This window comes from Kribbella sp. HUAS MG21 (genome assembly GCF_040254265.1).
GTDB lineage: Bacteria > Actinomycetota > Actinomycetes > Propionibacteriales > Kribbellaceae > Kribbella.
Window position 1 is genome coordinate 5139394 of sequence record NZ_CP158165.1, and the last position, 24177, is coordinate 5163570.

Below are 24177 nucleotides of genomic sequence, written 5' to 3' on the forward strand. Positions count from 1 at the left end.
AAGAGACACCTGATGAGCAACGTCCTGAACGAGCTCGACAACGCGAGCAAGCGCGACGACGTTCCCGCCTTCCGCCCCGGTGACACCGTCAAGGTGCACGTCAAGGTCGTCGAGGGCAACCGGTCCCGCGTCCAGGTTTTCCAGGGTGTCGTGATCCGCCGCCAGGGCGGCGGCCTGCAGGAGACCTTCACGGTCCGCAAGGTCAGCTTCGGCGTCGGCGTCGAGCGGACCTTCCCGGTGCACACCCCGATCGTCGAGAAGATCGAGGTCGTCACCCGCGGTGACGTCCGCCGCGCCAAGCTGTACTACCTGCGCGAGCTGCGCGGTAAGGCGGCGAAGATCAAGGAGAAGCGCGAAGTTCCGGCTTCCTGACGCCGCGTAACGACGACGGTCACCTATGGCGCCGAGCACTGCGACTCGCGCTCGCCCTCGCCCGGCTCCCAGGAGGGCACGTCGCAGCAAGGGACGTCACCGCAGGCTGAAGCAGCGGAACCCCCTGCTCAGCCTGCTCGTCGAGATGAGCACCGTCACGGCGCTCGCGCTCGTCATCACGGTGGTCCTGCGGCTGTTCGTCGCGGAGGCTTTCTACGTCCCGTCGGAGTCGATGTACGACACGCTGACCAAGGACGACCGGATCCTCGCCGAGAAGATCAGCTACCTGCACCGCGACGTCGACCGCGGTGACATCGTCGTCTTCAAGGACCCGGACAACTGGCTGAACGAGGAGCAGGTCCAGCCCGGCGCCATCCGCCGGCTCGGTGAGTTCGTCGGCATCCTGCCGCGCAGCGGCGAGGGGCACCTGGTGAAGCGGGTGATCGGGATCGGCGGCGACCGGGTGATCTGCTGCACCAAGGAAGGCCAGATCACCGTCAACGGCATCCCGCTGGACGAGCGGGAGTACCTGCTGCAGGACGCCAAGCCGTCCGAGCAGCCTTTCAACGTGCTGGTGCCGGCCGGGCACCTCTGGGTGATGGGCGACAACCGGGCGGAGTCCGCCGACTCCCGCGCCCACATGGGCGGCCCCGGCGGCGGATTCGTTCCGGTCGAGAACGTGGTTGGCCGGGCCTGTTGCGTAATCTGGCCGTCTGACCGGATGACGATGCTGCGTCCTCCGGAAACCTTCAAGAAGCCGGGGCTGAAGAAGTGACCGATACACCGACCAAGACGGACGCCAAGCCCGCCCACCGCTCGGGGTTCGCGGCGGCCGCCCGTGAGTTCGTGCTGATCGTGGTCGGGGCGCTGATCGTGTCGTCGATCCTGCGGGCCTTCGTCGGGCAGATGTTCATCATCCCGAGCGAGTCGATGGAGAACACCCTGCTGGTCGGTGACCGGGTCGTGGTCGAGAAACTGACCGACGTCGAGCGCGGCGACGTGGTCGTGTTCGAGGACCCGGGCGGCTGGCTCGGCGCCGAGGAGAGCGGCCAGAAGCGCGGCTCGATCGGCCGGTTCTTCGAGATCGTCGGCCTGCTGCCGGACTCCAGCCACGGCCACCTGATCAAGCGGCTGGTCGGCATGCCGGGCGACAAGGTCGCCTGCTGCGACTCCAAGGGCCGCCTGCTGGTGAACGGCCAGCCGCTCGACGAGACCAGCTACCTGTATCCCGGCGACGCCCCGTCGCAGATGGAGTTCCAGGTCACCGTCCCGGCCGGCCGGGTCTTCGTGATGGGCGACCACCGGTCCGCGTCCGGCGACTCCCGGGTGCACCTGCAGGACCTCGACGCGAACGGCGGCAACCAGGGCGACGCGGCGTTCGTGCCGCTCGACAAGGTCACCGGGCGGGCGGTCATGATCGTCTGGCCGGCCGGACGCTGGGGCAAGCTCGGCGTACCGGACACGTTCAAGTCGGTCCCGGCGTCCGGTCCGGCGCCGGACAAACCCTCGATCTCGCTCACGGCACCACCCAAGACCTCCGGCTGAGATCCCTGGCCGCCGGCTGTCGGCTGCTTGTGCTTAGGGTGGATGTGTGATGCGGAGGGCTGGATGAGCGCGCTGCCGCGCGGGAGCACGGTACGGCGGGACGCCGGGCTGTACGGGTACGAGCGGGCCCTGCGCCGGGTCGGTCTGGATCCGATCGCCGGCGTCGACGAGGCCGGTCGCGGGCCGTGCGCGGGCCCGTTGGTGGCCGCGGCGGTGATCCTGCCGGACGGCAAGCGCGGTCAGATCCCGGAGCTGGCGGACTCCAAGCTGCTCACCGCGAAGGCGCGGGAGCGCTGCTACGACGAGATCCGCAAACGCGCGCTGGCGTGGTCGGTGGTGTCGATCGAGGCCGCCGAGTGCGACCGGCTCGGCATGCACGTCGCGAACGTGGAGGCGCTCCGCCGGGCGCTGTTCCGGCTCGACATCCGGCCGTCGTACGTGCTGACCGACGGCTTCGGCGTCGACGGTCTCGGCGTACCGGGGCTGGCGATCTGGAAGGGCGACCGCGTGGCGGCTTGCATCGCGGCGGCGTCCGTGATCGCCAAGGTCACGCGGGACCGCGTGATGGAGCACTGGGACAAGGAGTACCCGCAGTACGGGTTCGGGATCCACAAGGGTTACTGCACCCCGGAACACCAGGCGGCACTGGACGAATACGGCCCGTGCCCACAACATCGACGGCGGTTCGAGAATGTCCGCCGCAGTCTGCGGCCCGATATGGGACAGAATGTGACCAGTCCCACCGGAGTGGAGAGCCTGCATGAGTGCTGACGACCTTGAGAAATACGAGACCGACATGGAGCTGCAGCTCTATCGGGAGTACAAGGACGTCGTCGGGATCTTCAAGTACGTGGTCGAGACCGAGCGGCGGTTCTACCTGTGCAACGCCGTCGACCTGAAGGTCCGCACCGAGGGCGGCGACGTGTACTTCGAGGTGACGATGGCCGACGCCTGGGTCTGGGACGTGTACCGTTCCGCCCGCTTCGTGAAGAACGCGAAGGTGGTCACGTTCCGCGACGTCAACATCGAGGAGCTGGCGAAGTCCGACCTCGAGGTACCGAAGGACTCCGACTTCGGCCGCTGAGGCGGTTGTCCACAGGCGGTGAAGTGAGGTCCGTTTCCGAGGGCTGATCCCGGCATCTTCTTTGCCGGAGGTGGTCATCGATGCGGACCAGGAACACCGTCGGACGGTACGGCGAAGATCTCGCCGCGAGGTATCTCGCCGCGGAAGGTCTCGCGGTGCTCGAGCGCAACTGGCGCTGCGAGCTCGGCGAGATCGACATCGTGGCGCGCGAGGGCGACACACTCGTCGTCTGTGAGGTGAAGACCCGCCGCGGGCTGGGGTACGGCAGCCCGCTGGAGTCGATCACCTACCGCAAGCTGGTCACGCTGCGGAAGCTGGCGGGCCGCTGGCTGCAGACCCATCAGCTGAGACCGGCGGCGGTCCGGATCGACGTCGTCTCGATCCTGTTCGACCACAACACGCCGCCGCGCGTCGACCACGTGCGAGGTGCGGTCTGATGCCGCTCGCCCAGACCTGGTCCGTCGCCCTGGTCGGGCTGGAGGGCCACCTCGTCGAGGTCGAGGCGGACATCGCCCAAGGCCTGCCCAAGACGACGCTCATCGGTCTACCCGACACGTCCCTGTCCGAGGCCCGCGACCGGGTCCGCGCCGCCGTGGTGAACAGCGGCGAGCGGTTCCCGGACCGCAAGGTCACGATCGGCCTGTCACCCGCGACCCTGCCCAAGACGGGATCGCATTACGACGTCGCTATCGCGCTCAGCCTGCTGACGGCGGCCGGGGTCGTCGATCCTTCCTCCCTGCGCCGGACGGCGATCATCGGCGAGCTCGGCCTCGACGGCCGGATCCGCGAGGTCCGCGGCGCGCTCGCGATGACGCTGGCCGCGTCCCGCGCCGGCTTCGAGCGCATCGTCGTACCGGACCTGAACGTCGGCGAGGCCCGCCTCGTCCCCGGCATCCAGGTGTACGGCGCTCGCTCGCTGCGTCAGGTCCTCGCGGTGCTGCGCGGGACGGAGGTGCCGGACGAGGCCCCGCCGCGCGCCGAGCCGCGGCTGGTGTCGGAGTCGCTGACGCGGGTTCCGTCCGTCGATCTCGACGACGTCATCGGGCAGCACGAAGGTCGCCGGGCGATCGAGGCCGCCGCGGCCGGCGGGCATCACCTGTTCCTGCACGGACCACCGGGCTCCGGGAAGACCATGCTCGCCGAGCGCCTGGCCGGCCTGATGCCCGATCTGAGCACGGACGACTCATTGGAGGTCTCCGCCGTGCACTCACTCGCTGGGCTGCTCACGAACGACGCCGAGCTCGTCGTCCGGCCACCGTTCATCGCGCCCCACCACACGGCGTCCCTCGCGAGCCTGGTCGGTGGTGGTTCAGGCGTGCCGAGGCCAGGCGCGATCAGCTGCGCACACCGCGGCATCCTCTTCATCGACGAGGCTCCCGAGATGCACCCGCTGACGCTCGACACCCTGCGTCAGCCGCTCGAGTCCGGTTTCGTCGAGGTCCACCGCGCCGCGGCCGTCGCGAAGTTCCCGGCCCGCTTCATGCTGGTCCTCGCCGCCAATCCCTGCCCCTGCGGTCTCTCCGGCACGAACCAGGGCATCTGCAGCTGCACACCGCAGGTCTTGGCGCGCTACCGCCAGCGCATCAGCGGTCCGATCAAGGACCGCCTCGACATCCAGCGCCAGATCCTGCCCGCGGCCCGGACCGTCACCGATGGCCAGACCTGCGAATCCACCGCAGAAGTGGCCGCCCGAGTCCAAGCCGCCCGCGACCGCCAGGCTCACCGCTACCGCAACACCGACTGGACCCTGAACAGGGAAGTCCCCGGCCCCGTCCTCCGCCGCTCCTACCCCCTCGACGATCCCAGCAACCGCCTCCTCGAAGACCACTACACCGCCGGCCGCCTCACCGCCCGAGGCTTCGACCGCGTAGTCCGACTCGCCTGGACCCTCACCGACCTGGCCGCCCTCCCGGGCCCCACCATCCACCAAACCCACGAAGCGTTCCAACTACGCACCGGCCAACCCCTGACCCCCTTGTCCGACGCCCGCCCCCTCAAAGGACCGACCCAGTGACCAGAGTCCTTGCCAGCAGCAACGAAGCGCCCACCTGTTCGGCCAACCTCAGATCTCTAGGAGGTGGTGGAGAACGTATGGGCTCCGGCTCCGGCGGCGGCCGCAGTACCGAGCTGTCCACCGGAGCGAACGGAGACGAGGAGCGATTGGCCCGCGCGGGCCTGTGCCGCGTCATCGAACCAGGAGACCTGGCAGCCCTGAAGGCTTTCGAAGGACTGTCGGCCCTGGAGATCTGGGACCGCCTCCAACGCGGTGCCCCCGGCCTCGAACGCTGGTCCACCCGCCTGGCCGACGCGAACCCCGAGCGGGACCTCGAACGTGCCGCCGCCGCGGGCGCCCGCTTCCTGATCCCGGGCGACGACGAATGGCCCGACCAACTCGACATCCTCGAAGAAGCAGGCCAACTCGCCCGCCGAGCCGGCGTCCCGTACGGCCTCTGGGTCCGCGGCCACGCCAACCTCCGCCACGCCGCAACCCGCTCGGTCGCCCTGGTCGGCGCCCGAGCCTGCTCGTCGTACGGCGAACACGTCGCCGCCGAACTCTCCTCCGGCCTGGCCGACAACGGCGTAACGATCGTCTCCGGCGGCGCCTTCGGGATCGACGCCGCCGCACACCGAGGAGCATTGGCCGCCTCCGGCCTCACCATCGCGGTGCTCGCCTGCGGAGTAGACGTGAGCTACCCGAAGCGCAACTCGGCCCTACTCAGCCGCATCGCCGAAGACGGCTTTGTCGTTGCCGAGCTCCCACCCGGCTGCTCACCGACCAAACTCCGCTTCCTGTCCCGCAACCGCCTGATCGCCGCCATCACCCAAGGCACGGTTGTCATCGAAGCAGCCGTCCGCAGTGGCGCCCTGAACACCGCCGGCTGGGCCGAACAGTGCGGCCGCGCCGTCCTGGCGGTTCCCGGCCCCATCACGTCGCGCATGTCCGCAGGAAGTCACCTACTGGTCCGCGAACGCAACGCAGTACTGGCGACCAACGTAGCCGACATCATCGAGGCCACCTCGCCCCTCGGCGCAGGCACGACGCCACCACCACGAGCCCCCCAGACCATCGCCGACACCCTCCACCCCGACCTACAACGCACCCTGGACGCCGTCCCCGTCCAAAACCCAGCCCCCGCCGCCCGCATAGCCACCACCGCAGGCCTGGACCTCCCTACAACCCAAACCTGTCTGAGGACCCTCGCCACCCTGACCCTGATAACCGAAACCCCAACAGGCTGGCGCCTGCCACCGCCAACCGAGCCCTCCACCCCCTAATCGACCCGCACGCTGAGGGCTTGTGGTCCGGTGGCCCTAATTGCGCATGTGTTTGCCGCGGGTGGGTTTCTGAGGTTGCTGGGCGGGCGGTGTGCGGACGGCTCGGAGTTCGGTGGAGCGGTCGGATTCGGTGCGGATGGTCTGAAGGCCACCGGTCCCGGGATCGGTGTCAACGTCGAAGTCCCAGCTGTCCTCGTTGGCGAGGCGGCTGTGCCAGCGGCCGTACAGACCGTAGATCGCGATGCCGATGCCCATCCACACCAGGAACTTGATCCACGTACCGGTCTTCAGGTTGAGCATCAGCCACATGGTCGCGGCCAGCGAAAGCAGCGGGATCAACGGCACCATCGGTACCCGGAAGCCGCGCTCCAGGTTCGGCTCGGTGTGCCGCAGCCTGAGCACGCCGACCGCGCAGAACGCGAAGCAGAACAGCGCACCGATGACCAGCAGTTCCTCCAGCTCGAGCACCTTCGGGTACAGCGTGAGGATCAGCGCCGCGATGCCGGCGGCGGCCGCGGCGCGCGCGGGGGAGGAGTACACCCGGCTGACCCGGCCAAGGCTCTTCGGCAGCAACCCGTCGCGGCCCATGTTGAACAGCACTCGGCTCTGCGCGATCAGGACCACCATGATCACCGTCATCAACGCCAGCAATGCCCCGAGGTTCACGACCTTCGCAGCCCAGCCCAACCCGACCGCGGCCATCGCTTCCGACACCGGAGCGGAGCCGCCGAGCCTGGCGTACGGACGCATGCCGACCAGGACGACCGCCATCGCGATGTAGAGGATCGTGACGGCGCCGAGCCCGAGCAGCATGCCCTGCGGCACGGTCTTGCGCGGGCTGCGGGCATCCTCGGACGCGGTCGCGATCAGGTCGAACCCGATGTACGCGAACACGATCGTGCTCGCCGCCGTGAAGATGCCCATCATCCCGAACGACCCGAACGCGGAATCCAGCAGCCAGCCCAGCACGGTGGGATCCGCCTTGGCGGGTGCGGCCCGGGCAGGCGGCACGAACGGCTGGTAGTTCTCCATCTTCACGTGTGCCGCGCCGACGACGACGACCAGCAGGATCACTGCGACCTTCGCGATCACGACGATGGTCAGCACGCGCGCCGACAGTTTGGTGCCGGTGACAATCAACGCCGTCAGAATCAGCAGCAGCAGTGGCGCGACCAGGTTCACCTTCGCGTCGGGCCCGAAGAACTGCGCGATCCCGGTCGGCAGCGTGACGCCGAAGCCGTCCAAGGTGGCGAGGAAGTACGCCGACCACACCCGGGCGACGATCGCCGCGGCGGTCACGAGTTCGAGCACAAGTGCCCAGCCGACCAGCCAGGCCCACATCTCGCCGAAGGTGACGTAGCTGAAGGTGTACGCGCTACCCGAGACCGGGATCGTGGACGACAGTTCGGCGTAGCAGGCCGCGGCCAGCAGGCAGACGATCGCGGCGATGACGAACGACAGGATCACGGCCGGACCCGCGACGTTCGCCGCCTGCACGCCGCTGATGCTGAAGATGCCGGAGCCGATCATCACGCCCAGGCCGAGAACAACCAGGTCGCGACGACCGAACAGGCGCGGCAGACGGTGCCGCGCGTCCTCGACTCGAGTGAACGCCGACTCGACCGGCAGGCGCCGGCCTACGGTCTGTCCGTTCGCTGAGGGGGCCATGGTCAGGGGTGCCTCCGTTGCTACTAGGGCAATCGGGCCGAACAGTAGTCGACCGTCGGGCTATCGACCAGACCTCCTTTCCTCGCCGCCGCGCGGTGGCTTGCGATGCAAGGCCGCCTCACGCATCGTCGAGGCATGACGCCGGACGAAGTCAGTGGAAACCGTTCCTGGCCGGAGGGTTTCGCTGTGTTACTGGCTGACTACGAAAGGCATCTGACGGCGGAAAGAGACCTCAGCACTCACTCGGTGAGAGCGTACCTCGGAGACATCGCGGATTTACTCGAACATTTGATTCGGCTTGGTCACGATGATCTGGAGGGCCTCGGCATCCGCGGGCTGCGCTCGTGGCTGGCGAAACAGCAAAGTCTGGGGAAATCCCGCAGCACGATGGCTCGCCGCGCGACGGCCGCGAGGGTGTTCACGGCCTGGGCGCAGCGGACCGGCCGGATCACCACGGACCCCGGAGCCCTGCTGGCGAGCCCGAAGGCGCACAAGACCCTCCCGGGCGTACTCGGCCAGGCGGACACCAGAGCCGTCCTCGACGCCGCCGCGGTGGCTGCCGACGACGGGAGCCCGGTCGGACTGCGTGACCTGGCAATCATGGAACTGCTGTACGCCACCGGGATCCGCGTCGGTGAGCTGTGCGCCCTGGACGTCGACGACATCGACCGGTCGCGTCGCGTCGTACGGGTGTTCGGTAAGGGGCGCAAGGAGCGATCGGTCCCGTACGGCGTACCAGCCGAGCAGGCGCTCGCGCGCTGGCTGACCGAGGCGCGCCCGAAACTGGCACGTGAGGGCAGCGGCCCCGCCGCGTTCCTAGGCGCGCGTGGCGGTCGCATCGATCAACGGACAGTACGCCGCATGGTCCACGCCCGAATCGCCGCCGTCGACGCCCCCGACCTGGCCCCCCACGGCCTCCGCCACACAGCCGCCACACACCTACTGGAAGGCGGCGCAGACCTCCGAAGCGTCCAGGAACTCCTAGGACACGCGTCCCTGGCAACCACCCAGATCTACACCCACGTCTCCACCGACCGCCTCCGCCAGGCCTACCAACAAGCCCACCCCCGAGCCTGACCAGCCACCAGCGACAAGCTGAGGCGGGTTGGGGGTGTGGGGGATGCGGCGGGGGGAGGGGTGGATGGGGCAGACTGCGGGACATGCGGGTTTCGGCGAAGTCTGACTATGCGTTGCGTGCGTTGATCGAGATCACCCAGCGGTGGGTGGCCGACGACCCGGCGGTGGTGTCGGCCGAGGAGTTGAGCCGGGCGCAGGGGATTCCGCACGGGTTCCTGCAGGGGATCCTCGCCGATCTGCGGCGGGCCGGGGTGCTGGCGAGTCAGCGGGGGCAGTCCGGCGGGTGGCGGCTGGCCGTCGACCCCAACGAGATTTCCGTCGCTGACGTGATGCGGGCAGTCGACGGGCCGATCGTGAGCATTTCCGGGGTGCGGCCGGAGAGCGTCACGTACAACGAGCATGCGGTCGTCCTGCAGCGGGTCTGGATCGCGGCTCGCGCGAGTTTGCGGGACGTCCTCGAGAACACCACGCTGACCGATCTCGCCAAGAACAAGCTCCCAGCCGGCGTCGAACGACGCTCGCGCGACGAGGACGCCTGGCAGGCGAGGGTCCCCGGCAGCTGACGCCACATCACTGCTACAGTCTCTGCTTATATAAGCCGAGACTGCAAGAGGTGAATGATGGTCGAGCAGCAGATCAAGACGTTCCTGATGTTCGAGGGCGGCGCGGAGCAGGCGATGAACTTCTACCTGTCGCTCTTCGATGACGCCGGAGTGGTGTCGATGACGAAGTACGGCGCCGAGGGCCCCGGTCCCGAGGGGTCGGTGATGATGGCCGTGTTCCGATTGGCAGGCCAGCAGTTCATGTGCAGCGACAGCTACCTGCATCACGAGTTCACGTTCACGCCCTCAGTGTCGTTGTTCGTGGACTGCGCCGACGAGGCGGAACTCGAGCGCCTGTACGGTGCACTGACCGAGGGCGGTACAGCGCTGATGCCGCTGGGCGACTACGGCTTCAGCAAACGCTTCGGCTGGGTCAACGACCGCTTCGGGGTCTCATGGCAGCTGAACCTGCCACACGAGTGACAGTCATTCGCGCCTGCCCAACAGCCCCGCGGTCACCACGAGACCAGCCATAACCACGACAACAACAACCCACGCCACCCGCCGATCCTCCTCCGACTGACCACTAGGCGCGGCGGCCGACGCGTCAACCAGGTCGCCGGCGTCGCCGCCCGCGGCGCCATCAACCGCAGCACCCGCGAGTGCGCCAGCCGAAGCGCCACCGGCACCGTCCGCCGAAACATCTGTGGGAGCGTCTGCCGAAGCACCCGCGAGTGCGCCAGCCGAAGCGCCAGCGGCACCGTCCGCCGCAGCACCCGTGGGAGCGTCTGCCGCAGCACCTGCGGGAGCGTCTGCCGCAGCACCTGCGGGAGCGTCTGCCGCAGCACCTGCGGGAGCGTCTGCCGCGACTCCCAAGTGGGCCTCTGTTGGAGCGCTCGCCGGAGCGTCAGCGGGAGTACCTGCGGAGCCGTCCGCCGCAGCACCTGAGCGCGCCTCTGCCGAGGTGCGTGCGGGACCGTCTACTGGAACAACGGCAGCAGCCTGTGCCGTGACTCCTGCGCGGGTCTGTGCCGGGGCGCCTGCGAGAGCGTCTGCCGGGCCGCCTGCCGGGCAGTCTGCTGGGGCGGCTGCGGGAGCGTCTGCCGAAGCGCTCGCCGCGTTGCGGATTGCGTGGATTGCGTGGTGCTCTGCTGCCGGGTCAGCGGTGTCCCGGGCTGGGGAAGGCCCTGCGGGCGCGTCTGCAGCACCTGAGCCGCCTTCTGCCGGGCGCCTTCGGGAGCGTCCGCCGGAGCATCTGCGGGAGCCTGTGCCGCGACTCCTGAGCGGGCGTCTGCCGGAGCACACGCGCGAGCCGCTGCCCGCGCGTCTGCCGGGGCGACTGCGGGAGCCTGTGCCGGGGCGTCTGCCGGGGCGACCGCGGGAGCCTGTGCCGGGGCGTCTGCCGGGGCGACTGCGGGCGCCTGTGCGGGTGTCTGCTGGGGTGTTCGCCGCGTTGCATGCTGCGCGGGATGCGCGTTGGACTGCTGCCGGGCCTGCGGTGTCCCGGTTCGTCGAGGAGGCTGCGGCTTGGTCTGGCGACAGACCCACGGTGGCTTGGTTGGGCGGGGTGGCTGTGGTGAGGGGGAGTAGGCGGACTGGGTGGTTGGGGAGTAGGGACAGGGGGTTTTGGTAGTGGTTGTTTTCGAGTAGGCCCCAGTGGAGGCAGGTTTGGGGTGGGCAGTGGGAGGCGGCTGCTGAGAGGTGGCCTATGACTGTGCCGGGTTGGACGGTGGTTCCTACTGGTAGTGCGGGGATGACGGGCTCGTACGTCGTACGGCGGGTGCCTGTGGTGATGGTGATGATGCCGCGACCAGCTACGGGGCCTGCGAAGGTGATGGTGCCGGGGGTGGCTGCCAGGACGGGCTGGCCGGGGTGGCCGGCTAGGTCTACGCCGCGGTGGCCGGGGAGCCAGGGTTTCTCTGGGAGGTCGAATCCGCGCACCACTTCCGGCCGAGGATCTAACGGCCACCCCGCGCGCGAGTCGGCGGCCCTGGGATGGGCGGATGTAGCGCTTCTGAGCGCCGTGGAGCCCGGCCGGACGGGTGCGGCGGCATTCAGGCTGACGGTGTCGGGCGGGGCGGGTGTGGCGGTGCTGAGCGCGGTGGGGCCGGGCGGGGCGGGTGTGGCGGTGCTCAGTGCGGTGGTGAGGTGCGTGAGTTGGGGTGGTGGGGGTTGGGTGGGCGGGAGGGTGAGGGCGGCGAGGGTCAGGAGGGTGAGGGTCATGTGGGGGAAGGTGCCGTGGGGAGGGTGGTGGGGGACCGGGGTGGTGGGGATTGTGGATAAGTGGGGTGGTTCGCTTCGGGGGGTGGGGGTCACGTACACTTCCGGTGGCGCCCCGTGTGAGCGGGGCGACTACGCATGCCCGCACAACAGCGTTGGTCCTTCGGTCCCGGAAGCTCCGGGTGGATCCGCGCGACGGGCATCAGGCGTCGCGGGTCAACCGATCCGGGGCGGGACCAACCGAGAAGTGACCCGGACGTTCCCGGGTCCGAGGAGGAACACCTCATGGCCGTCGTGACCATGAAGCAGCTGCTCGAGAGCGGCGTGCACTTCGGGCACCAGACCCGGCGCTGGAACCCGAAGATGAAGCGCTACATCCTCACCGAGCGCAACGGCATCTACATCATCGACCTGCAGCAGTCGCTGTCCTACATCGACCGCGCGTACGAGTTCGTCCGCAGCACCGTGGCGTCCGGCGGGTCGATCCTGTTCGTCGGGACCAAGAAGCAGGCGCAGGAAGCGATCGCCGAGCAGGCGACCCGGGTCGGGATGCCGTACGTGAACCAGCGCTGGCTGGGCGGCATGCTGACCAACTTCCAGACCGTCAACAAGCGGCTCCAGCGGCTCAAGGAGCTCGAGCTCATCGACTTCGACGACGTCGCGTCCTCCGGTGTCACGAAGAAGGAGCTGCTGCAGAAGCGCCGCGAGCACGACAAGCTGCTCAAGACCCTCGGCGGTATCCGCGACATGGCCCGGGTGCCGGCCGCCGTGTGGATCGTGGACACCAAGAAGGAGCACCTCGCCGTCGACGAGGCGCGCAAGCTGAAGCTGCCGATCATCGGCATCCTGGACACCAACTGCGACCCGGACGAGGTCGACTACCCGATCCCGGGCAACGACGACGCGATCCGTTCGGTCGGCCTGCTCACCCGCGTGGTCGCCGACGCCGTCGCCGACGGCCTGATGGCCCGCTCGGGCCAGGGCGCCGCCGCGGCCGGTGAGGAGCTGGGCCAGGAGGAGCCGCTGGCCGCCTGGGAGCGCGAGCTGCTGGAGAGCCAGAACGGCACCGCGAAGACCGAGGCCCCGGCCGAGGCTGCCGCCAAGACCGAGGCCGTCGCCGAGCAGCCGCCGGTCGCCGAGTCCGGCGCCACCGCGGAAGCCGTCGCGAAGGCCGACGACACCCCGGTCGTCCCGGTGAACCCGGCCGAGGCGTCCGAGAAGTCCGACGAGGCCTGAGAGCCTGCGGGCCGCCCGGCGCAGCAGCCGGGCGGCCCACTCCCGGACCGCGTACGCCGGTCCGCGCCGGGTACTGCCTGGTGACGAACCGGGAAACGGCCCGGCAGACCGCCGCAGCCCCACCAGCCCCCATCAGCACCGACAAGACGAGAGAACGAGGAATGGCGAACTACACCGCCGCTGACGTGAAGAAGCTCCGCGACGCGACCGGCGCGGGCATGATGGACGCGAAGAAGGCGCTCGAGGCGACCGACGGCGACTTCGACAAGGCGATCGAGGAGCTGCGCATCAAGGGCGCGGCGAAGGCCGCCAAGCGCGGCGCCGAGCGGTCCGCGACGAACGGCCTGGTGGCCGCGGCGGAGAACGCGCTCGTCCAGCTCAACTGCGAGACCGACTTCGTCGCCAAGAACGAGCAGTTCCAGCAGCTGGCCGCCGATATCGTCGCGCACGCCTCGGCGAGCAAGGTCGGCGACATCGAGGGCCTGCTCGGCGAGAAGCTGACCGACGGCAAGTCCGTCGCCGAGAACATCGAGGCGCTGGCCGCCGTCATCGGCGAGAAGCTGGAGCTCGGCAAGGTGGCCGTGTTCGACGGCCAGGTGACCGCGTACATGCACAAGCGTGCCGCGGACCTGCCGGCCCAGGTCGGCGTCCTGGTCGAGTTCGAGGGTGACGACGTGGAGGCCGCCCGCGGCGCCGCCATGCAGGTCGCCGCGATGCGCCCGCTGTACACCACCCGCGACGAGGTCCCGGCCGAGACGGTCGAGAACGAGAAGCGGATCGCCGAGGCGACCGCCCGCGAGGAGGGCAAGCCGGAAGGCGCCCTGCCGAAGATCGTCGAGGGCCGGGTGAACGGGTTCTTCAAGGACGTCGTGCTGCTCGAGCAGTCGTCGGTCCAGGAGAGCAAGAAGACCGTGAAGGCCGTGCTCGACGAGGCCGGTGTCACCGTGAAGCGGTTCGCCCGCTTCGAGGTCGGCGCCTGATCCCGCGAAGGATCTGAGCGCACACCACATCTATCGAGGAGGCCGGAATCGTGACGGAAACCATGGGGACCGAGACGAGTCCGGCCTCTTCACCTGCCTATCACCGGGTGCTGCTGAAGCTGTCCGGTGAGGTCTTCGGCGGCGGCAAGCTCGGCGTCGACCCGGACGTGGTGAACTCGATCGCCAAGCAGATCGCGGAGGTCGCCCGGGCGGGCGTCCAGGTCGCGGTCGTGGTCGGCGGCGGCAACTTCTTCCGCGGCGCCGAGCTCCAGCAGCGCGGCATGGAGCGGAACCGCGCCGACTACATGGGCATGCTCGGCACCGTGATGAACTGCCTGGCGCTGCAGGACTTCCTGGAGAAGCTCGGCATCGAGACCCGGGTGCAGACCGCGATCACGATGGGCCAGGTCGCCGAGCCGTACATCCCGCGCAAGGCCGAGCGGCACCTGGAGAAGGGCCGCGTGGTGATCTTCGGCGCCGGTTCCGGGATGCCGTACTTCTCCACCGACACCGTCGCCGCCCAGCGCGCGCTCGAGATCGGCGCCGAGGCGCTGCTGATGGGCAAGCAGGGCGTGGACGGCGTCTACGACTCCGACCCGAAGAAGAACCCCGACGCGGTCAAGTTCGACCAGTTGTCGTACGACGACTTCCTGGCCCGCGGGCTGCGGGTCGCGGACGCCACGGCGATCAGCCTGGCCCGCGACAACGCGCTGCCGATCGTGATCTTCGGCCTCGAGGAAGGCAACATCGCCCGGGTCGTGCACGGCGAGAAGATCGGCACGGTCGTCTCCCAGGGCCAGTAATCCCGCGCCGACCCGCATCGCGCCGCGCACGAGGCCCGGCACGACACCCCCGAACCTCCGGACGAACCCGCCGTACGCCGTCGTCTCCCGTACGACTAGGATCGTCGCACACGGGTGTCTGTCCGATATCTGGTAGACCTGCGTTGCAAGTGTTGGAGTGGCCGCATCGAGCCGGCCCCGAGGAAGCGAGGATTGTCGTGATCGACGAAGCTCTCCGCGATGCCGATCAGAAGATGGCGAAGGCCGTGGAGGTTGCGAAGGACGACTTCGCCGCGATCCGCACCGGCCGCGCGCACCCGCAGATGTTCGCCGGCATCCTGGCCGACTACTACGGCAGCCCGACGCCGCTGCAGCAGCTGGCCGGTTTCCAGGTGCCGGAGCCCCGGACCGTGCTGATCTCGCCGTACGACAAGGGCGCGATGGCCGCGATCGAGAAGGCGATCCGCGACTCGGACCTCGGGGTGAACCCGGGCAACGACGGCGCGGTGATCCGGGTCGTGATGCCGGCGCTGACCGAGGAGCGGCGCAAGGAGTACATCAAGGTCGCCAAGGGCAAGGCCGAGGAGGCCCGGGTCTCGGTGCGCAACATCCGCCGGCACGCGATGGACCAGGTGCACAAGACGGTCAAGGACGGCGAGGCCGGCGAGGACGAAGGCAAGAGTGCTGAGAAGCGCCTCGACGGGTTGACGAAGAAGTACGTCGACTCGATCGACGAGCTGCTCAAGCACAAGGAAGCCGAACTGCTCGAGGTGTGATGGGCGTCGACAGCACGCCCGCGCCGAGTCCCAGCCCGAGCCGCGCCGGGCGCAACCTGCCCGCGGCGATCGCGGTGGGTGTCGGGCTCGGCGCGCTGATCCTCGGATCGCTGTACTGGCAGAAGGTCCTGTTCACCGTCCTGGTGCTGGCGGTCGTGCTGCTGGCCGTGGACGAGATGATCAAGGCGCTGCGCACCGGCGGCGCGGAGATCCCGCGGGTGCCGCTGTTCGTCGGTACGACGGCGATGCTGGTGGCGGCGTACTTCGGGGGCCCGATGGCGCTCCTGGTGGCGCTCGGGGTCACGGTGCTCGGGACGATCGTCTGGCGGATGCCGGGAGGATCGGTCGGGTTCGTCCGGGACGTCAGCGCCGGGGTGTTCCTGATCGGCTACGTGCCGCTGCTGGCCGGGTTCGCGATCCTGCTGTCGCAGCCGGAGGCGGACGGACCGGGCCGGGTGGTGACGTTCTTCGTGGTGACCGTGGCGAGTGACGTCGGCGGCTACGCGGCCGGCGTGCTGTTCGGCAAGCACCCGATGGCGCCGACGATCAGCCCGAAGAAGTCCTGGGAGGGCTTCACCGGCTCGGCGCTCGCGTGTATCGGCGCCGGGATCGCCGCGGTCGTCTTTCTGCTGGACGGTCAGTGGTGGGTCGGCGCGATCGTCGGCGCGGTCGCGGTCCTGACTGCGACGGTCGGGGACCTGGGCGAGTCGATGATCAAGCGCGACCTCGGCATCAAGGACATGTCCAACCTGCTGCCGGGCCACGGCGGCGTGATGGACCGGCTGGACTCGCTGCTCGCGACCGCGCCGATCGTCTGGCTGCTACTGCACCTGTTGGTGAAAGTATGATCACGGCTCCTGACGGGCGCACTCTGCGCAACGAGGTCGTCCAGCTGGACCGGTTGGTTGCTGCGGACATCGAGCCGCTGTACGCCGCGATCGGCAACGAGCAGGTCTACGCGACGAGTTTCGGTGGCGGCCCCGCTGGCCTGCCCGCGAACGCCGACGAGCTGGCGGCCAAGTTCCTCCCGGCCAGCGACCAGCGCATCGTGTACGTCGTGCGGTTGGTCGAGGACGGCTCCGTGGTCGGTACGACCAGCCTGAGCGAGATCGACCTACACAACGAGTCGATCCACCTCGGCGGCACCGGGTATGCGCCGGCGGTTTGGGGGACCGCGGTGAATCCGTCCTGCAAGCTGTTGTTGCTCGAGCACGCGTTCGAGGTGTGCGGGTTCGGCCGGGTGAAGATCCAGACGGGCTCCAAGAACGTGCACTCCCAGGCGGCGATCGCCAAGCTCGGGGCGACCCGGGAGGGTGTGCTGCGGCGGCACATGCGGCTCGCGGACGGCTCGTTCCGCGACACGGTCGTGTTCTCGATCCTGGCCGACGAGTGGCCGGACGTGCGGAAGGGCCTGGAGACCCGGATCAGCGGGTGAGGCCGGCGAGCTTGGCCAGGGCTGCGTAGTTCGCCAGTAGTGCGGCTCGGTCGAAGGTGTTGGTGGTGATCAGCAGCTCGTCGGCAGCGGTACGCCGTACCAGCTCGCCGAGCGCCTCCTCGACCTCGGCGGGCATGCCGTAGACCTGGCCGCGGAGCGCGTTCTCGAAGTACTCCTGCTCGCGCGCGGTGAGCTCGGCCGGTACGTCGGGCTCCAGCGGCGGAAAGACGCCGCGCGTCCGCGAGTACGCACTGGCCCATGCTTCAGGCAACAGGAGCTGCCGCGCGGCCTCGGTGGAGTCGGCCACGGCAGCCGTGACGGCCAGCATCACATAGGGCTCAGGCGCCCACTCCGAAGGCTTGAAGTTGTTGCGGTAGTCCTCCAGGCGCTCCGCGGAGTCAGGGCGCGCGGCCAGCACCACAGGGAGCCCCAGCGCCGCGGCGATCGCCGTACCCTCACCGACGGCGAGGATGAACGGCGGGATGCGCAGCCCTTCACCAGGTCGCGCGTGGACCCGGTCGGCCGACGTACCGGCGAGATAGCCGAGCAGCTCCCGGACCTGCGTGCTGAAGTCCTCTGCCGCGTCCTTCTCGATGCCCAGCGCTCGCCGTACGCCGTTGGTGAAGCCGACCGAGCGCCCGAGTCCCATGTCGATCCGGCCCGGGTAGAGCGATTCCAGTACGCCGAACTGCTCCGCCACGACCAGAGGCTTGTGGTTCGGCAGCATGACACCGCCCGTACCGACGCGGATCTGGTCGGTACGGGCGGCAACAGCCGCGGCCAGCACCGTAGGAGCGGAGCCGACCACTCCTGGCACGCTGTGGTGCTCCGACACCCAGAAACGCTTGTAGCCGAGCTCCTCCACCTGCTGTGCCAGCTCCACGGTGGCGCGCAGCGTCTCCGCTTCGGTCTCACCTACACGCGTCCGCGAGCGGTCCAGGACTGACAGCGGGACGGAGAGCATGCAGAGTCCAACCTGGCGGCCGGAGCCCACATTCCATCGAGATCGAATCGCACGGTGAATTTCTCTCAACAGTGCAGGGGATCGTGTCAGGATCAAACACAGGACGATCCGCCCCGATCGTCCGGTGAGGAGCAGACATGATTCCCACGACGAAGTTCAAGGCCGCCCTCGGCGGTCTCGCCCTGATCGCCGCCACGGCCGTCCCACTGGCCGCCGCTCCCATTGCCTCCGGAGCGCCGCCACACGCCGTCGCGGCGGCCAAGCCGGTTCCGAAGCTCGGCTACTCGACGCAGACCGTCAAGACGCTGGAGGTCGACTTCCAGTACCAGCAGACCGGCTACTGGTGCGGCCCGGCCGCGACCCGGATCGCGCTCTCGGCCAGGATCTCGCCGCCGAGTCAGCAGCAGCTGGCCAACGAGCTGCCGACCACGACCAACGGCACGGACTGGATCGGCCAGGTCACCCGGGTGCTCAACAACCACCTCGGCACCGGCTGGTACGAGACCAAGGAGATGCCGAACGACCCGCCGACGCAGGCGCAGCGCGACCTGCTCTGGCGCGACATCGTGCTCGACATCGACAACAACTACCCGATCGTCGCCAACATCGTTGCCCCGGCCAACAACCACCCGCCGGGCTACCCGAACTACACGATCTACCACTACTTCACGGTGATCGGGTACGACTCCAGCGACATGACCGTCCTGATCGCCGACCCCGCCGGCTTCGCCCCGACCGCGACATACTGGCTGACGTTCAACCAGCTGGCCACCCTGATCCCGCCCAAGGGCTACTCCGCCTGACCTACTTTGAGCACGCACCGACCGTTTTCGGGTGCCGGGAACGGTTGGTGGGTGCTCAAGGTCGGGTCCGGGATACTGGGTGGGTGCCCAGGGAGCCGCGGTTGGAGATCGAGTACTGCACGCAGTGCCGCTGGTTGATGCGCGCGGCGTGGACCGCACAGGAGCTGCTGACCACCTTCCCGAAGGAGCTCGGGGAGGTGGCGCTCGTTCCGTCGAGCGGCGGGGTGTTCGACATCCGCCTCGACGACGAGCTGTTGTGGTCGCGGAAGGCGGAGGGCGGGTTCGCGGAGATCCCGCTGCTGAAGCAGCTGGTCCGCGACCGGATCGCGCCGGACCGCAAGCTCGGGCACTCGGACCGCAAGGAGCCGGGTGACCAGGGTGACCAAGGTGATGCGGCTCATGGGATGTGAATTTGTGAACAGCTGTCCCGCCGGGCGACAATAGGGCGGTTATGTCTACCTCCCTGCCGCTAGTTTTCGATGAGCCGCGCCGCGCCAAGAAGCCGCCGCGGCACCTGGCCGATCTCTCCGGGGAGGAACGGCGTACGGCGGTCGCGGCGCTGGGCGAGCCCGCGTTCCGGGCGAAGCAGCTGTCCAACCACTACTTCTCGCGGCTGGTGTCCGACCCGGCCGAGATGACGGACCTGCCGGCCGCGACCCGGGACAAGCTGGTGGCGGAGCTGATGCCGCCGCTGCTGACCCGCGTCCGGGACCTGGAGTGCGACAACGGGCAGACCCGCAAGACGCTGTGGAAGCTGCTCGACGGCTCGCTCGTCGAATCGGTCCTGATGCGGTATCCGGACCGCGCGACGATGTGCGTGTCCTCCCAGGCCGGCTGCGGGATGGCGTGCCCGTTCTGCGCGACCGGCCAGGGCGGCCTGACCCGGAACATGACGACCGCCGAGATCGTCGAGCAGGTCGTCGACGGCGCCCGGGCGCTGGCCCGCGGCGAGATCGCCGGCGGTCCGGGCCGGGTCTCGAACATCGTGTTCATGGGCATGGGCGAGCCGATGGCCAACTACAAGGCCGTGATGGGCGCTGTCCGCCGGTTCACCGACCCGTCGCCCGAGGGCCTCGGGATCTCGGCGCGCGGCGTGACCGTGTCGACGGTGGGCTTGGTGCCGCGGATCAACCAGCTGGCGACCGAGGGGATCCCGGTCACACTGGCGCTGTCGCTGCACGCGCCGGACGACGAGCTGCGCGACGAGCTGGTGCCGATCAACAACCGCTGGAAGGTCGACGAGGTGCTGGATGCGGCCTGGGGGTACGCGCGGCAGACCAAGCGCCGGGTCTCGATCGAGTACGCGATGATCCGCGACATCAACGACCACGCGTGGCGCGCCGACCTGCTGGCCGAGAAGCTGAACGCGCGCGGCGACTGGGGCTGGGTGCACGTCAACCTGATCCCGCTGAACCCGACGCCCGGCTCGAAGTGGACCGCGTCCGACCCGGCCGACGAGCGCGAGTTCGTCCGCCGGCTCGAGGCCGGCGGCGTCCCGGTGACGGTCCGCGACACCCGCGGCCAGGAGATCGACGGCGCCTGCGGGCAGCTCGCGGCGGCGAGCAAGTAGATGCTGCGGCCGCAGTTCCGGGTCCGGCGGATCGGGCAGCGGTACGACTGCGCCGAGGTCGATGCGTTCGTCGACCGCGTCCTCGCCACGGCGGAGCGGCGGTCCGTCGGGCCGGAGATGACGGCCGACGACGTCCGCGCGGTCGCGTTCAGTACGCCGTTCCTCGGGCCCGGGTACTCGGTCGAGGAGGTCGACCACTTCCTGGCCGAGGCCGAGCGCTGGCTCCCCAGCGGCACCGCGCCCGATACGGCGGTCGCGGGCGGAGGCACGGCGACCGCGGGCGGGCCGGTCGCCGGCGGGCAGCAGGCTCCGCAGTTCAGCACCGTGCGGTTGCAGGAGGGGTACGCGATGGACGAAGTCGACGAATTCGTCGACAGGCTCCTGGCGACCGTGAACGGGCAGCCGGTCGCGCGCCCGGTCACCGCCGACGAGGTCCGCAACGTCCAGTTCCGTCCGGTGCGGTTCAGCGAGGGGTACGACGTCATGGAGGTCGACGCCTTCCTCGACACCGCCCAGGCCTGGCTCCGCGACGGAATGCGATGATCGGGCGGTGAAGATCCTCTCGATCCAGTCAGCGGTTGCCTACGGGCACGTGGGCAACTCGGCAGCCGTGTTTCCGCTCCAGCGCATCGGGGTGGAGGTGTTGCCGGTCTATACGGTGAACTTCTCGAACCACACCGGCTACGGTGCGTGGCGCGGGCCGCTGATCAGCCCGGACGACGTCCGCGAGGTGCTGCTGGGGATCGAGGACCGCGGGGTGCTACCGCAGATCGACGTGGTGCTCTCGGGCTACCAGGGCGGTGAGGGGATCGCCGACGTGATCCTCGAGGCTGTGAAGCGCGTGAAGGCGGCCAACCCCGACGCGGTGTACTCCTGCGACCCGGTGATGGGCAACGCGAAGTCCGGCTGCTTCGTCGCTCCCGCGATTCCGGTGCTGCTGCGCGACCGGGTCGTCCCGGCCGCGGACATCATCACGCCCAACCAGTTCGAGCTGGGATTCCTGACCGGCACCGAGCCGGACACGCTCGAGTCGACCCTGGCCGCCGTGGACCTGGTGCGGGCGACCGGCCCGCGGACGGTGCTCGTCACCAGCGTCGAGCGCCCCGACCGCGAGGACGGCACGATCGAGATGCTCGCCGTCGACGACAGCGGCGCATGGCTCGTGCAGACGCCGTACATCCCGATGAAGGCGAACGGCTCCGGCGACGTGACGGCGGCGCTCTTCACCGCGCACTACCGCCGCACGGGCGACCTCGCCGAGGCCCTCGCGCGTACGACGTCGAGCGTGTTCGACCTACTCACCCGCACCTACGAGTCCGGCGAGCGCGAACTGCAGCTCGTCGAGTCGCAGGACGCCTACGCCAACCCGCAGCTGCAGTTCAAGCCGCAGCAGGTCGGTTAGCCGACCAGCTCCGCGGCTTCGTCGATGCTGTCGACGAGGTGGACGGAGCGGGTCATCGGCCGGTCCGCGGCCAGGGACTGGAGGAGCGGCCACACCGGGAGGCGGACCGTCCAGTGCTGGACGTCCACCAGGATGAGCGGGATCTGGGTGGCGTCGTCGCCGTAGTAGTTGGGCGTGACGGCCTGGAATACCTCCTGGACGGTGCCGGCGGCCCCGGGGAGGTACACGATGCCGCCGCGCGCCCGGCTGAGCAGGACGTCCTCGCGCTGCGCGTTCGAGAAGTACTTCGCGATCGCGGACGCGAACACGTTCGGCGGCTCGTGGCCGTAGAACCACGTCGGGACCGACACCCCGCCGTCGCCCGGGAACTCCCGCCGTACGTCGAGACCGGCGCCGGCCCACGCCGCGATCGACGGCCGGAACGACGGTACTACGGCCAGCTCGGTCAGCACCCGGTCCACCACCGCGTCGTCGTACGCCGCCAGCGACGCGCCGAGGTTCGCGGCCTCCATCGCGCCCGGGCCGCCGCCTGTGACGACGGTGCGGTCGCGGCGGGCGAGCGTCCGGCCGAGCAGTACGGCGGCGCGGTAGTTGGCGTCGCCCCGCAGTACGCCGTGACCGCCCATCACGCCGACCCACGGCTTGTCGTCGGGCAGCTCCGTGAGCGCGTCGGCGATCGCGTGGTCGTGGAGCGCGGCGGCGAGTGTGCGGCTCGTGTCGCCCTTCTCGTCGTGCTGCCGGGACCAGGCGTAGATCTGCGCGTCCGGCGTCGCGTCGTACCCGTGCTGGAGGCCCGCGTACAGCTCGTCGGCGTCGTACAGGCGCCCGCGGTACGCGTCGAACGGGAGCTCCGGGATCGCCGGGAACACCAGCCCGCCGCCGGCGCGCACCCAGAGGTCGGCCTTCTCCTCGAGCACGCAGCCGAGGAACACCGCGCCCGCCGGGTTCAGCCCGTGGAGTTCCGCCGTCCGCCCGGTCAGGTCGACGGACTGGACCCGCCAGCCCGTCATCGTGGTCGCGCCCGCGGCCAGGACCCGGTCGAACTGCTCCAAGGACTCGATGTCCACATGCGGAATGCTCGGCACTGTCACGGAGAGCACAGTAATAGACGCCCACTATCGGCTGCGGTAATGCTTAGGGCATGACACATGCGGAGCTCTGGGAGCGTCACAAGGCCGTCATGCCGGCTTGGCTCGCGTTGTACTACGAGGAGCCGATCGAGATCGTGCAGGGGTCCGGCCGCCGGGTCACCGACGGTGAGGGCAACACCTACCTGGACTTCTTCGCCGGCATCCTGACCAACGCGATCGGGTACGACGTCGCGGAGATCTCGGACGCGGTGCGCGAGCAACTCGGCTCCGGGATCGCGCACACCTCGACCGTGTACCTGATCCGGAAGCAGATCGAGCTGGCCGAGAAGATCGCCGAGCTCTCCGGGATCCCGGACGCGAAGGTCTTCTTCGCGAACTCCGGCACCGAGGCGAACGAGACGGCCCTGCTGCTCGCCACCCAGGCCCGCCGCTCCAACCAGGTGCTGGCGATGCGGAACTCGTACCACGGCCGCGCGTTCGGCACCGTCGCGATCACCGGCAACCGCGGCTGGTCCGCGAGCAGCCTGTCGCCGGTGAACGTGCAGTACGTGCAGGGCGCGTACCGGTACCGCAGCCCGTTCCGGGACCTGCCCGACGCGGAGTACATCAAGGTCTGCGTCGACGACCTGCGCAACGTCATCGAGACCACGACGTCCGGGGACGTCGCCTGCCTGATCGCGGAGCCGATCCAGGGCGTCGGCGGGTTCTCGTCGCCGCCGGACGGGCTGTACGCCGCGTTCAAGGAGGTGCTGGACGAGTTCGGGATCCTCTTCATTTCGGACGAGGTGCAGACCGGGTGGGGCCGTACCGGCGACCACTTCTGGGGTATCCAGGCGCACGACGTCATCCCCGACGCGATGACGTTCGCGAAGGGCCTCGGCAACGGGTTCGCGATCGGCGGCGTGGTGGCCCGGGGCGACCTGATGGACAGCATCAAGGCGAACTCGCTGTCCACGTTCGGCGGCAACCCGATCTCGACCAGCGCCGCGAAGGCGACGATCGACTACCTGCTCGACAAGGACCTGCAGGCGAACGCGGCCAAGCGCGGCGCGCAACTGGTCGACGGCCTGCGCGGCATCTCCGACGAGTACCCCGAGCTCGGCGACGTCCGCGGCAAGGGTCTGATGCTCGCCGCCGAGATCGTCAAGCCCGGCGACAACAGCCCCGACCCGGCCGCCACCGCGAAACTCCAGCAGGAGACCAAGAACCGCGGCCTGCTGATCGGCAAGGGCGGCCTCTACGGCAACGTCCTCCGGATGGCCCCGCCCATGACCCTCACCGAGCAGGAAGCGACCGAGGCCCTGGACATCCTCCGGGACTCGTTCAACACCCTGCGCTGAACACAGAACAGCGC

Annotated in this window: 27 protein-coding genes and 1 pseudogene; 23 read left to right on the top strand and 5 right to left on the bottom strand. The window is 69.3% G+C overall.

Annotated elements, in window-relative coordinates:
• The first annotated feature begins 12 nt into the window (after positions 1-12).
• The 8 genes from rplS to dprA all read left to right on the top strand — a co-directional run bounded on the left by rplS (position 13) and on the right by dprA (position 6277).
• On the top strand, positions 13-372 hold the full coding sequence (gene rplS / locus ABN611_RS25145) for a 50S ribosomal protein L19 (protein WP_350274686.1): 360 nt from the start codon (positions 13-15) through the stop codon (positions 370-372).
• A gap of 145 nt (positions 373-517) precedes the next feature.
• Entirely contained in the window at positions 518-1147 is a 630-nt protein-coding gene (lepB, locus tag ABN611_RS25150) for a signal peptidase I (protein ID WP_350274687.1), read from the top strand.
• Positions 1144-1917, top strand: a complete 774-nt coding sequence (gene lepB / locus ABN611_RS25155) for a signal peptidase I (protein ID WP_350274688.1) — start codon at positions 1144-1146, stop codon at positions 1915-1917. The genes lepB (ABN611_RS25150) and lepB (ABN611_RS25155) overlap by 4 nt, the downstream gene beginning before the upstream one ends.
• Before the next feature lie 63 nt (positions 1918-1980).
• Positions 1981-2688, top strand: coding sequence for a ribonuclease HII (locus ABN611_RS25160; protein WP_350274689.1), 708 nt, complete (start codon positions 1981-1983; stop codon positions 2686-2688).
• Entirely contained in the window at positions 2678-3001 is a 324-nt protein-coding gene (locus ABN611_RS25165) for a DUF2469 domain-containing protein (protein WP_012922325.1), read from the top strand. The genes ABN611_RS25160 and ABN611_RS25165 overlap by 11 nt, the downstream gene beginning before the upstream one ends.
• 80 nt (positions 3002-3081) lie before the next feature.
• Positions 3082-3438, top strand: a complete 357-nt coding sequence (locus ABN611_RS25170; RefSeq protein WP_350274690.1) for a YraN family protein — start codon at positions 3082-3084, stop codon at positions 3436-3438.
• Complete coding sequence (locus tag ABN611_RS25175; protein ID WP_350274691.1) at positions 3438-5015, top strand: YifB family Mg chelatase-like AAA ATPase; 1578 nt, start codon at positions 3438-3440, stop codon at positions 5013-5015. Before ABN611_RS25170 ends, ABN611_RS25175 begins: the two co-directional genes overlap by 1 nt.
• A gap of 77 nt (positions 5016-5092) precedes the next feature.
• The gene (dprA, locus tag ABN611_RS25180) at positions 5093-6277 is read left to right on the top strand and encodes a DNA-processing protein DprA (protein ID WP_350274692.1); all 1185 of its coding nucleotides are present in this window, start codon (positions 5093-5095) and stop codon (positions 6275-6277) included.
• Positions 6278-6313: 36 nt separating this feature from the next.
• Here dprA and ABN611_RS25185 read toward each other — a convergent pair whose 3' ends face one another.
• A complete protein-coding gene (locus ABN611_RS25185; protein ID WP_350274693.1) occupies positions 6314-7945 on the bottom strand; it encodes an amino acid permease in 1632 nt (543 codons plus the stop codon).
• 135 nt (positions 7946-8080) lie between these two features.
• Here ABN611_RS25185 and ABN611_RS25190 point away from each other — a divergent pair, with 135 nt between their 5' ends.
• The 3 genes from ABN611_RS25190 to ABN611_RS25200 all read left to right on the top strand — a co-directional run bounded on the left by ABN611_RS25190 (position 8081) and on the right by ABN611_RS25200 (position 10047).
• On the top strand, positions 8081-9022 hold the full coding sequence (locus ABN611_RS25190) for a tyrosine recombinase XerC (RefSeq protein WP_350274694.1): 942 nt from the start codon (positions 8081-8083) through the stop codon (positions 9020-9022).
• A gap of 83 nt (positions 9023-9105) precedes the next feature.
• Complete coding sequence (locus ABN611_RS25195; protein WP_350274695.1) at positions 9106-9585, top strand: Rrf2 family transcriptional regulator; 480 nt, start codon at positions 9106-9108, stop codon at positions 9583-9585.
• Between the two features lie 57 nt (positions 9586-9642).
• On the top strand, positions 9643-10047 hold the full coding sequence (locus ABN611_RS25200; RefSeq protein WP_350274696.1) for a VOC family protein: 405 nt from the start codon (positions 9643-9645) through the stop codon (positions 10045-10047).
• Between the two features lie 32 nt (positions 10048-10079).
• On the opposite strand, the gene ABN611_RS25205 is transcribed toward ABN611_RS25200, so the two are convergent.
• Together ABN611_RS25205 and ABN611_RS25210 are read right to left on the bottom strand one after the other, a co-directional pair.
• Positions 10080-10412 (bottom strand): hypothetical protein, encoded by a 333-nt coding sequence (locus tag ABN611_RS25205; protein ID WP_350274697.1) that lies wholly within the window; start codon positions 10410-10412, stop codon positions 10080-10082.
• 832 nt (positions 10413-11244) lie between these two features.
• Positions 11245-11787: pseudogene (locus ABN611_RS25210) on the bottom strand (M23 family metallopeptidase); the annotation flags it as partial.
• Between the two features lie 282 nt (positions 11788-12069).
• On the opposite strand from ABN611_RS25210, the gene rpsB reads away from it, so the two are divergent.
• From rpsB to ABN611_RS25240, 6 genes are all read left to right on the top strand, one after another.
• A complete protein-coding gene (gene rpsB / locus ABN611_RS25215) occupies positions 12070-13020 on the top strand; it encodes a 30S ribosomal protein S2 (RefSeq protein WP_350274698.1) in 951 nt (316 codons plus the stop codon).
• A gap of 161 nt (positions 13021-13181) precedes the next feature.
• Complete coding sequence (gene tsf / locus ABN611_RS25220; protein WP_350274699.1) at positions 13182-14000, top strand: translation elongation factor Ts; 819 nt, start codon at positions 13182-13184, stop codon at positions 13998-14000.
• A 62-nt stretch (positions 14001-14062) separates the two neighbouring features.
• A complete protein-coding gene (gene pyrH / locus ABN611_RS25225) occupies positions 14063-14803 on the top strand; it encodes a UMP kinase (protein WP_350281680.1) in 741 nt (246 codons plus the stop codon).
• A gap of 200 nt (positions 14804-15003) precedes the next feature.
• Positions 15004-15558, top strand: a complete 555-nt coding sequence (frr, locus tag ABN611_RS25230) for a ribosome recycling factor (RefSeq protein ID WP_350281681.1) — start codon at positions 15004-15006, stop codon at positions 15556-15558.
• Complete coding sequence (locus ABN611_RS25235) at positions 15558-16406, top strand: phosphatidate cytidylyltransferase (protein ID WP_350274700.1); 849 nt, start codon at positions 15558-15560, stop codon at positions 16404-16406. The genes frr and ABN611_RS25235 overlap by 1 nt, the downstream gene beginning before the upstream one ends.
• Positions 16403-16993 (top strand): GNAT family protein, encoded by a 591-nt coding sequence (locus tag ABN611_RS25240; protein WP_350274701.1) that lies wholly within the window; start codon positions 16403-16405, stop codon positions 16991-16993. Before ABN611_RS25235 ends, ABN611_RS25240 begins: the two co-directional genes overlap by 4 nt.
• Here ABN611_RS25240 and ABN611_RS25245 read toward each other — a convergent pair.
• A complete protein-coding gene (locus ABN611_RS25245; RefSeq protein WP_350274702.1) occupies positions 16983-17957 on the bottom strand; it encodes an LLM class flavin-dependent oxidoreductase in 975 nt (324 codons plus the stop codon). The two genes, ABN611_RS25240 and ABN611_RS25245, sit on opposite strands and share 11 nt — an antisense overlap.
• Before the next feature lie 137 nt (positions 17958-18094).
• On the opposite strand from ABN611_RS25245, the gene ABN611_RS25250 reads away from it, so the two are divergent.
• From ABN611_RS25250 to pdxY, 5 genes are all read left to right on the top strand, one after another.
• Positions 18095-18760 (top strand): C39 family peptidase, encoded by a 666-nt coding sequence (locus ABN611_RS25250; RefSeq protein ID WP_350274703.1) that lies wholly within the window; start codon positions 18095-18097, stop codon positions 18758-18760.
• A gap of 83 nt (positions 18761-18843) precedes the next feature.
• A complete protein-coding gene (locus ABN611_RS25255) occupies positions 18844-19170 on the top strand; it encodes a SelT/SelW/SelH family protein (protein ID WP_350274704.1) in 327 nt (108 codons plus the stop codon).
• 41 nt (positions 19171-19211) lie between these two features.
• The gene (gene rlmN / locus ABN611_RS25260) at positions 19212-20330 is read left to right on the top strand and encodes a 23S rRNA (adenine(2503)-C(2))-methyltransferase RlmN (protein ID WP_350274705.1); all 1119 of its coding nucleotides are present in this window, start codon (positions 19212-19214) and stop codon (positions 20328-20330) included.
• Complete coding sequence (locus ABN611_RS25265; protein WP_350274706.1) at positions 20331-20873, top strand: DivIVA domain-containing protein; 543 nt, start codon at positions 20331-20333, stop codon at positions 20871-20873.
• A gap of 7 nt (positions 20874-20880) precedes the next feature.
• Entirely contained in the window at positions 20881-21732 is an 852-nt protein-coding gene (gene pdxY / locus ABN611_RS25270) for a pyridoxal kinase PdxY (protein WP_350274707.1), read from the top strand.
• Here the strand turns inward: pdxY and ABN611_RS25275 are convergent.
• On the bottom strand, positions 21729-22823 hold the full coding sequence (locus tag ABN611_RS25275; protein WP_350274708.1) for an LOG family protein: 1095 nt from the start codon (positions 22821-22823) through the stop codon (positions 21729-21731). The genes pdxY and ABN611_RS25275 overlap by 4 nt on opposite strands.
• A 50-nt stretch (positions 22824-22873) precedes the next feature.
• On the opposite strand from ABN611_RS25275, the gene ABN611_RS25280 reads away from it, so the two are divergent.
• Positions 22874-24163: an aspartate aminotransferase family protein gene (locus ABN611_RS25280; protein ID WP_350274709.1), complete on the top strand. Its 1290-nt coding sequence runs from the start codon at positions 22874-22876 to the stop codon at positions 24161-24163.
• Positions 24164-24177 lie beyond the last annotated feature (14 nt).